Origin of the sequence: Streptomyces sp. NPDC097619 (assembly GCF_040302735.1) — a bacterium.
Taxonomy (GTDB): domain Bacteria; phylum Actinomycetota; class Actinomycetes; order Streptomycetales; family Streptomycetaceae; genus Streptomyces.
Map to the genome: position 1 here is coordinate 23,109 of NZ_JBEOSD010000089.1, position 9,042 is coordinate 32,150.

7 protein-coding genes are annotated in these 9,042 nt (G+C 72.7%); 1 reads left to right on the top strand and 6 read right to left on the bottom strand.

Features of this window, described 5'->3' with window-relative positions:
• Positions 1–130 precede the first annotated feature (130 nt).
• The 6 genes from ABTZ17_RS23030 to bldG all read right to left on the bottom strand — a co-directional run bounded on the left by ABTZ17_RS23030 (position 131) and on the right by bldG (position 6,434).
• A complete protein-coding gene (locus ABTZ17_RS23030) occupies positions 131–328 on the bottom strand; it encodes a hypothetical protein (protein WP_352197573.1) in 198 nt (65 codons plus the stop codon).
• Positions 329–484: 156 nt separating this feature from the next.
• Positions 485–2,008 (bottom strand): DUF7059 domain-containing protein, encoded by a 1,524-nt coding sequence (locus tag ABTZ17_RS23035; protein WP_352197574.1) that lies wholly within the window; start codon positions 2,006–2,008, stop codon positions 485–487.
• A 159-nt stretch (positions 2,009–2,167) separates the two neighbouring features.
• A complete protein-coding gene (locus ABTZ17_RS23040; RefSeq protein ID WP_352197575.1) occupies positions 2,168–2,734 on the bottom strand; it encodes a small secreted protein in 567 nt (188 codons plus the stop codon).
• A 141-nt stretch (positions 2,735–2,875) separates the two neighbouring features.
• Positions 2,876–5,272 (bottom strand): sodium-translocating pyrophosphatase, encoded by a 2,397-nt coding sequence (locus ABTZ17_RS23045; RefSeq protein ID WP_352197576.1) that lies wholly within the window; start codon positions 5,270–5,272, stop codon positions 2,876–2,878.
• Between the two features lie 292 nt (positions 5,273–5,564).
• Complete coding sequence (locus ABTZ17_RS23050) at positions 5,565–5,990, bottom strand: ATP-binding protein (protein WP_352197577.1); 426 nt, start codon at positions 5,988–5,990, stop codon at positions 5,565–5,567.
• 102 nt (positions 5,991–6,092) lie between these two features.
• Entirely contained in the window at positions 6,093–6,434 is a 342-nt protein-coding gene (gene bldG, locus ABTZ17_RS23055; RefSeq protein WP_352197578.1) for an anti-sigma factor antagonist BldG, read from the bottom strand.
• An 82-nt stretch (positions 6,435–6,516) separates the two neighbouring features.
• On the opposite strand from bldG, the gene ABTZ17_RS23060 reads away from it, so the two are divergent.
• Complete coding sequence (locus ABTZ17_RS23060) at positions 6,517–9,033, top strand: DEAD/DEAH box helicase (protein WP_352197579.1); 2,517 nt, start codon at positions 6,517–6,519, stop codon at positions 9,031–9,033.
• Positions 9,034–9,042: the final 9 nt, after the last annotated feature.

A 9,042-nucleotide genomic window follows, 5' to 3' on the forward strand; every position in this document is an offset into this window, starting at 1 on the left:
CGCCTTCACGTCCGCGGCCCCGGACGGCCCTGGTGGGAGGCCGTCCGGAGGCCCGCGGCGCCCGGGCCCGGAGCCTTCCGGGGCCCGGTACGGAAGCCCGCTCGGGGCCGTCGGCAACCGGCCGGGCGGATCAGATCCGGGTGAGGCACCACACCCCGAGGGCGAGGCAGACCGCCCCGGCCAGCAGCGCCGAGGGCACCGCCACCCGGGGGCTCACCCCGTCGGCGACCGGCGCGCCGCGCAGCGCGCGTACGGCCGTCCAGGCCAGCAGCCCCGCCCCGAACAGCAGGAACGTCGTACCGGCGAACACCGCGGGTCCGCTCTCCATCCCGTGCCCCCTTCTCTCCCTGCCGGGAGCGTGGCACCCGCCCGGTACGGCCGGACGGCATCCGGGCGAACCTCCGGTGAACTCGCCCGGGGAAGGTGCCGGGAAGGGGGCCGAGGACGGGCCGGACCGGTCGGCCGGGCCGGTCGGTCCGGCCGATCAGCCGGCGGCCGGCCCGTCCGCCGCCCCGTCCACCGGCTCCAGGAATCCCTCCTCCACCAGGGCCCGGATGGCGACCGGGGTGCGGTCCCGCAGGACCACCGGGTCCTCGTCGACCAGCTGGGCGATCGCGTCGAGGATCCGGCCCGCGGGCAGTGAGCCGTCACACACCCCCGCGAACCCGGCGCCGACGGTGTCGACCTTGGTGGCGCGGCGCATTCCGCGGTTCTGCCGCAGCACCACGTGCTCGGGGTCCTCCGCCCCCGGCAGGCCCACCTGTTCCTGCACCACCTCGACGGCCATCCGGAACCGGGCCGTGAGCAAGGCGGCGTCGTCGTGGTCGCGCAGGTAGTCCTGGCGCTCGAAGTGGGCCCGGACCGCGTCCCCGAGCGGCTGTTCCACCGGGTGCGGCCACTCCTCCACCACGATGGAGGGCTCCGCGGCGGAGGTCTTGCGGAGCGTGATCCAGCCGAATCCGACCGCCTTGGTGCCGCGCGCCTCGAACTCGTCCAGCCAGTCCTCGTAGAGCCGGTCGTACTCCCCCGGGTCGGTGCGGTGATCGCCCGCGTCCCGCAGCCACAGCTCGGCGTACTGGGTGACGTCCTGAACCTCGCGCTGGACGATCCAGGCGTCGCAGCCGCGCGGCACCCAGGAGCGCAGCCGGTCCCGCCAGTCCTCGCCCTCGACGTGCTGCCAGTTGGCCAGGAACTGCGCGTACCCGCCCTCGTTCAGGTGGTCGCCGGCCTGCTGCACCAGGGTGCGGCAGAGGTCGTCCCCGCCCATTCCGCCGTCCCGGTAGGTCAGGCGGGCGCCCGGCGAGATCACGAAGGGCGGGTTGGAGACGATCAGGTCGTAGGCGGCGGTGCCCACCGGCTCGAAGAGGGAGCCCGTGAGGAGCTCCGCCTCGGGGGCCCCGGAGAGCGCCAGGGTCAGACGGGTGAATTCCAGGGCCCGGGGGTTGACGTCGGTGGCGGTCACCCGGGTGGCGTGCCGGGAGGCGTGCAGGGCCTGGATCCCGGATCCGGTGCCGAGGTCGAGGGCGGAGCCCACGGGGGTCCGCACGGTGATCCCGGCCAGGGTGGTGGAGGCTCCGCCGACCCCGAGGACCACGCCCTCCTCACGGCTGCCGATGCCCCCGGCGCCGCCGACGGCGCATCCGAGGTCGGAGACGATGAACCAGTCCTCCCCGGACGGGCCGCCGTAGGGGCGTACGTCCACCCGGGCGTGGACCTCGTCCCCCTCGCGGCGCAGCCAGCCGTCGGCGAGGGCCTCCTCCACCGGGAGCGCGGCCGCGGCGTGCACGGAGGGGACCGGGCGTTGGAGCAGGAACAACCGGATGAGGGTGGGCAGGGGGCCGTCGCCGCGGGTAGCGCGCAGGGCGGGCACGGTCTCGCTCCGGGCCAGCGCGGCGTAGGCGGGGGCGCCGAGCAGGTCGAGCAGGCCGTCCGCCGTGAAACCGGCGGACAGCATGGCCGCGCGGAGGGAGGCGGCGAGGGCGGGCGTGGGAAGGCTGTTCGTACTCACATCGCCCATTGTGTCGGCTCGCCCGGGACGGCGTCCTGCGCCGTCCACAGCCCCGGTCGTTTCATATGACCGGGGGAATGAAGGCTTCCGGCTTCATGGGCGGCCAGGAAGGCCGGGGCCCGGTCGGGGGCGGGTTCCCGCCCCCGACCGGCCGCGCGGTCAGCTCGACGCGGGCGCCGGGGTCTCCGTGCGCTGGCAGCTCTTCTGGTTCTTCATGGCCTTGCCCAGGTCGCCGGACTGAAGCTTCGTCAGGGCCTCGTTGCCGCTCTTGCTGAGCTTGTCCAGCTCGGTGGCGATCTCCTTGAGCCCGTCCGCGAACTTGGCCTGGTCCTTGGCGTCCAGCGCGTCCACCTTGGTCTTCAGGCCCGCGTAGGCCGTGGAAATGGAGTTCAGCTCCGCGACGGCGTCGGCCTGGATCTTCTTGCCGTCGGTCACGGGCGGCTCGCCGGCGCCGGTCACGGCCGCGCCCATCGCCTTGTAGGCCTCGGACATGGTCTGGAAGGCCTTCGAGTCGGTCTGCTGGACCACCTCGGCCTTGCTCTGGTCGGTGGTCTCCTTCTGGATCGCGACGTTGGCGTCCTCGATCCGCTTGACCTGCGGCTGCACCTGGTCGCAGACCTTCTTGGCCCAGTCGTCGGTCTTCTTCTCGCTGTCGTCGCCGCAGCCGGACAGCAGGAGTACCAGTGCCGCACCGCCGGATACCGCGGCCGCAAGCTTCTTGTTCACCGGATCGGTCCCTTCCAAGGCTCTACGGCCCCGGAACATACACGGCTCACCCGGGGGGACGCAGAAAGGCGGACGGACGGCGCGTCAGAGCGCGCCGCCCGTCCGCCGTTCGGGCTACGGGTTTCCGGGGGTCCCGGGCCGTCAGGAAAACGCCGCGGAACCGGGGCTCGGGGAGGCCGGGCCGCCGTCCGCGGGCTCCTCGTCGACCGCGATGCCGCGGCGCTTGGAGACGTACACCGCGACGACGATCACGGCGATCGCGAGGACGGCGATGACCGCGCGGACGGCGGGGCTGGCGTCCGCCCCGTAGCTGAACTGCACGATCGCGGGGGCGATCAGCAGCGCGACCAGATTCATGACCTTGAGGAGCGGGTTGATGGCCGGGCCCGCGGTGTCCTTGAAGGGGTCGCCGACGGTGTCCCCGATCACGGTCGCGGCGTGGGCCTCGCTGCCCTTGCCACCGTGGTGCCCGTCCTCGACCAGCTTCTTGGCGTTGTCCCAGGCCCCACCGGAATTGGCCAGGAACACCGCCATCAGGGTGCCGCAGCCGATGGCCCCCGCCAGGTAGGAGCCCAGGGCGCCCACTCCGAGGGTGAAGCCGACGGCGATGGGGGCCATCACCGCGAGCAGTCCGGGGGTGGCCAGCTCGCGCAGCGCGTCCTTGGTGCAGATGTCCACCACGCGCCCGTACTCGGGCTTCTCCGTGTAGTCCATGATCCCGGGGTGCTCCCGGAACTGGCGGCGCACCTCGTAGACCACGGCGCCCGCCGAACGGGAGACCGCGTTGATGGCGAGCCCGGAGAACAGGAACACCACCGCGGCGCCGAGGATCAGCCCGACCAGGTTGTTGGGCTGGGAGATGTCCAGGCTGAGGGTCATCTCCCCGGCCTTGGCCCCGACGTCGTCGATGGCGCCCGCGATGGCGTCGCTGTAGGAACCGAACAGCGCGGCCGCGGCGAGGACGGCGGTGGCGATGGCGATGCCCTTGGTGATCGCCTTGGTGGTGTTGCCCACGGCGTCGAGGTCGGTGAGCACCTGGGCCCCGGCGCCCTCCACGTCCCCGGACATCTCGGCGATGCCCTGGGCGTTGTCGGAGACCGGCCCGAAGGTGTCCATGGCGACGATGACGCCGACGGTGGTGAGCAGGCCGGTGCCCGCGAGGGCCACGGCGAACAGGGCGAGGGTGATGGAGGCGCCGCCGAGCAGGAAGGCCCCGTACACGCCGAGGCCGATCAGCAGGGCCGTGTACACGGCGGACTCCAGGCCGATGGAGATGCCCGCGAGGATGACGGTGGCGGGGCCGGTCAGCGAGGACTTGCCGATGTCGCGCACGGGCCGCCGCGCGGTCTCCGTGAAGTAGCCGGTGAGCTGCTGGATCAGGGCGGCGAGGACGATGCCGATGGCGACGGCCACCAGGGCCAGGATCCGCGGATCGCCTTCGTGGGAGCTGACCGCCGTCTGGGTGACGCCCTTGAGCTCCTGGTAGGAGGACGGGAGGTAGGCGAAGACGGCGATGGCGACGAGGACGAGGGAGATCACCGCGGAGACGAAGAACCCGCGGTTGATGGCGGCCATGCCGTTGCGGTCGGTGCGGCGCGGGGACACCGCGAAGATGCCGATCATCGCGGTGACCACGCCGATCGCGGGCACGATCAGCGGGAAGGCCAGGCCGAGGTCCCCGAACGCGGCCTTGCCCAGGATGAGCGCGGCGACCAGCGTCACCGCGTAGGACTCGAAGAGGTCGGCGGCCATGCCCGCGCAGTCGCCGACGTTGTCGCCCACGTTGTCGGCGATGGTCGCGGCATTGCGCGGATCGTCCTCCGGAATGCCCTGTTCGACCTTCCCGACCAGGTCGGCGCCGACGTCGGCGGCCTTGGTGAAGATGCCGCCGCCGACCCGCATGAACATGGCGATCAGCGCCGCGCCGAGACCGAAGCCCTCCAGGACCTTGGGCGCGTCGGCGGCGTAGACGAGGACCACGCAGGAGGCGCCGAGGAGCCCGAGGCCGACCGTGAACATGCCGACCACGCCGCCGGTGCGGAAGGCGATCCGCAGGGCGTGGTGGGAGGCGGCGGTGAGGTCCGCGGCGGGCGCGCCCGCCGGCGGAGCGGCCTCGCGGGCGGCCGCGGCCACGCGCACGTTGGCCCGTACGGCCAGCCGCATGCCGATGTATCCGGTGGCCGCCGAGAAGACGGCGCCGACCAGGAAGAAAGCAGAACGACCGGCCCGCTGGGACCAGTTGTCGGCGGGAAGCAGGAAGAGCAGGAAGAACACCACCACGGCGAAAATTCCGAGGGTGCGGAGCTGCCTTCCGAGATAGGCATTCGCTCCTTCCTGGACGGCCGCCGCGATCTTCTTCATGTTTTCCGTGCCCTCGTCCGCGGCGAGCACCTGGCGGACGAGGAGCTGTGCGACCACGAGGGCGGCCAGTGCCACGACCGCGATCACGATGACGATGAAACGGTTGTCGTCGGTCAGTACCGCTGCTGCGAGGGCAGGGGCGTGGCCTGCCTCAAGAGGGGTGTAGAGCCCCGTCATTCGTCCTCCTTGACGTGAAGAGCTCAAGATGGACGGATTGTAGGGAGCCTTTCCCGATCAAAACAGTACGCGGGAAACGGAATTGGCCCGACATGACCTGCGGGCAAATGATCGCATCACGCCAATACCCCCGAACGCAGTAATGGGGTAAAAGCATTGAGCCTTCATCAGGGACCCGGACGGAATGAAAAAGGCCCTGCTCAGCAGGGCCTTGAATAAGATCGGACGGTAGGACCGGAAGGGATCTCGACCAAAGATCTCGATCGCTTCCGGGCGCGCCGCGCCGCCCGAATCAGGGGAGATCCGACACGGCGTACGTCGGCCAGCTCATCCGGATCACGCCACCGGAGGCGTCGGACCCGACCTCGACGTCGTCCACGAGGCCGCGGATCACGGCGAGGCCCATCTCGTCCTCACCCTCCGCTTCGACCTCCGCGGCGGAGCCCGCCGGGGAGGCCGGGGGCACCACGAGGACCTCGTCGCCGACCTCGATGGAGAAGAGCTTCTCGTCCTCGGTCAGCGCCACGCGGACGGGTGCGGTGACCCCGTGGGCGAGGTGCAGGCCGACGGCCCGCGAGCACGCCTCGCCGACGGCGAGGCGGACCTCGTCGAGCAGGGCTTCCTCCACCCCGGCCCTGCGCGCGACCGCGGCCGCCACCAGGCGGGCCGTCCGGACGTGCTCGGGCTGGGCGCTGAAACGGAGTTCAACGGTGGCCATGGGCTCCCCCTCTGGCGTTCGGGCGTGCTCGGCAGGGGCACGGGCCCCGACGGCCCCGTGCCCTGCTCTTCTCCTCCGTGCCCCGGCTGCCCGGGGCGACCGTCAGTCGTTGGCGCTGACGGCCTCGTCGACCGTGGTGTGGATCGGGAACACCTTGGTCAGACCGGTGATGCGGAAGATCTTCAGAATGCGCTCCTGGTTGCAGACCAGGCGCAGGGAGCCCTCGTGCGCGCGCACGCGCTTGAGGCCGCCCACCAGCACGCCGAGGCCGGTGGAGTCGAGGAAGTCCACCCGCTCCATGTCGACCACGAGGTGGTAGCTGCCGTCGTTCACCAACTCGACCAACTGCTCGCGCAGCTTCGGCGCGGTATACACATCAATCTCGCCACCGACCTCAACGACCGTACGGTCGCCGACAGTGCGAGTCGACAGGGACAGGTCCACGGATCCTCCAGCACCTTGCTATCGAGCGGCGCCCCCCAGGGGCCTCCCCATCCGAAGGGAGAGGGACGGATTGGCAGCCGCGATGGCATTCAATCACTTACCGGCAGGCGCGCACGACGCCTTCGGTCCATTGTCCAGCACGCCAGTGACACACTCGGTGGCAATGGCCGACTCTCTTCGCCCCGGTCCGCCCACGGCGGCCACGGACGCACGCCCCACCCCCGGCACGGTCCTGGACCGGCTCTCAAGGGGGCCGGGCCGTGCTGCGCGCATCACCCATACGGAGCATCTGCCCCCCAGGGCGGGCCGCCATGCAGTCTGGCCGGACCGCATCCGAACGGATGTCCTGGCCGCGATCGCGGCGGCCGGCGCCGAGCACCCGTGGGCGCACCAGGCCGAGGCCGCGGAGCTCGCCCTGGACGGGCGGTCCGTGGTCGTGGCCACCGGCACGGCCTCGGGGAAGTCCCTGGCCTACCTGGCGCCGGTGCTGAGCGGCCTGGCGGACGGGGCGGCGGCCCCGAACGGCCGGGGCGCCACCGCCCTGTACCTCGCCCCGACCAAGGCCCTGGCAGCCGACCAGCGGCGAGCCGTGCGCGAGCTGGCCGCCCCGCTCGGCCATCGGATCCGGCCCGCCGTCTACGACGGGGACACCCCCGTCGAGGAACGCGAATGGGTCCGGCAGTACGCGAACTACGTGCTGACCAACCCCGACATGCTGCACCGGGGCATACTCCCGGCCCACCCCCGCTGGTCCTCGTTCCTGCGCGCCCTGCGCTACGTGGTCGTCGACGAGTGCCACACCTACCGCGGGGTCTTCGGCTCCCACGTGGCGCAGGTGCTGCGGCGGCTGCGGCGGCTGTGCGCCCGGTACGGCTCCGAGCCGGTCTTCCTGCTGGCCTCCGCGACGGCGGGCGATCCCGCGCTGGCGGCGGGCCGGCTGACCGGCCTGCCCGTGACGGAGGTCGCCGACGACGCCTCCCCGCGCGGGGAGCTGGTCTTCGCCCTGTGGGAGCCGCCGCTGACGGATCTGGCGGGCGAGAAGGGCGCGCCGGTGCGCCGGACCGCGACCGCGGAGACCGCCGACCTGCTCTCCGACCTGGCGGTGCAGGGGGTCCGCACCGTGGCCTTCGTCCGGTCCCGGCGCGGGGCCGAGCTGATCTCGGTGATCGCCCAGGAGCGGCTGGCGGCCGTGGACCGCTCCCTGCCGGGCCGGATCGCGGCCTACCGGGGCGGCTACCTGCCGGAGGAGCGCCGGGCCCTGGAGCGGGCCCTGCACTCCGGGGAGCTGCTGGGGTTGGCGGCGACCACCGCCCTGGAGCTGGGCGTGGACGTGTCCGGGCTGGACGCCGTCCTGATCGCGGGCTATCCGGGCACCCGCTCCTCGTTGTGGCAGCAGGCCGGTCGGGCGGGCCGCTCCGGGCAGGGAGCGCTGGCGGTGCTGGTGGCCCGCGACGACCCGCTGGACACCTACCTCGTGCACCACCCGGAGGCGCTGTTCCGGCGGCCGGTGGAGGCCACGGTCCTGGACCCGGACAACCCGTACGTGCTGGCCCCGCACCTGTGCGCGGCCGCGGCGGAACTGCCCCTGACCGGGCCCGACCTGGAGCTGTTCGGTCCGGCCGCCGAGGGGCTGTTGCCGCAGTTGGAGGGGGCCGGGCTGCTGCGGCGCCGCGCGACCGGCTGGCACTGGACCCGGCGGGAGCGGGCCTGCGACCTGACCGACATCCGGGGCGGGGGCGGCCGCCCCGTGCAGGTGGTGGAGGCCGCGAGCGGTCGGCTGCTGGGCACGGTGGAGGAGTCCGCCGCCCACACCGCCGTCCACGACGGGGCCGTCCACCTCCACCAGGGCCGTACGTACCTGGTGAAGAAGCTCGACCTGGAGGATTCGGTGGCCCTGGTGGAGGAGGCCAGTCCGCCGTTCTCGACGACGGCCCGGGACACCACGGCGATCTCCGTGCTGGAGACCGAGACCGAGGTGCCCTGGGGCGGGGCCCGCCTCTGCTTCGGCTCGGTGGAGGTCACCCACCAGGTGGTGTCGTACCTGCGCCGCAGGCTGATCACCGGGGAGGTGCTCGGCGAGGCCAAGCTCGACCTGCCGCCCCGGACCCTGCGGACCCGCGCGGTGTGGTGGACGGTCACGGAGGACCAGCTCGACGAGGCCCGGATCAACCCGGAGATCCTCGCCGGCGCCCTGCACGCCGCGGAACACGCCTCCATCGGGCTCCTCCCGTTGTTCGCCACCTGCGACCGCTGGGACATCGGCGGCGTCTCCGTGCCGCTCCATCCGGACACCCTCCTTCCGACGGTCTTCGTGTACGACGGCCATCCCGGCGGCGCCGGGTTCGCCGAGCGGGCCTTCGACACGGCCCGGGAGTGGCTCACGGCCACCCGGGACGCCATCGCCGCCTGCGAGTGCGAGGCGGGCTGCCCCTCCTGCATCCAGTCCCCCAAGTGCGGCAACGGCAACGACCCGCTCCACAAGCGCGGCGCGATCCGTCTCCTGACCCGGCTCCTGGCCGGTGCCCCCGCCCCGCCGGACCCGCCCGCCGCGGCGCCGCCCGGCCCCCAGGAGCCCGTCGGACCCGCCGGACCCTCCTGAGGCGGGTCC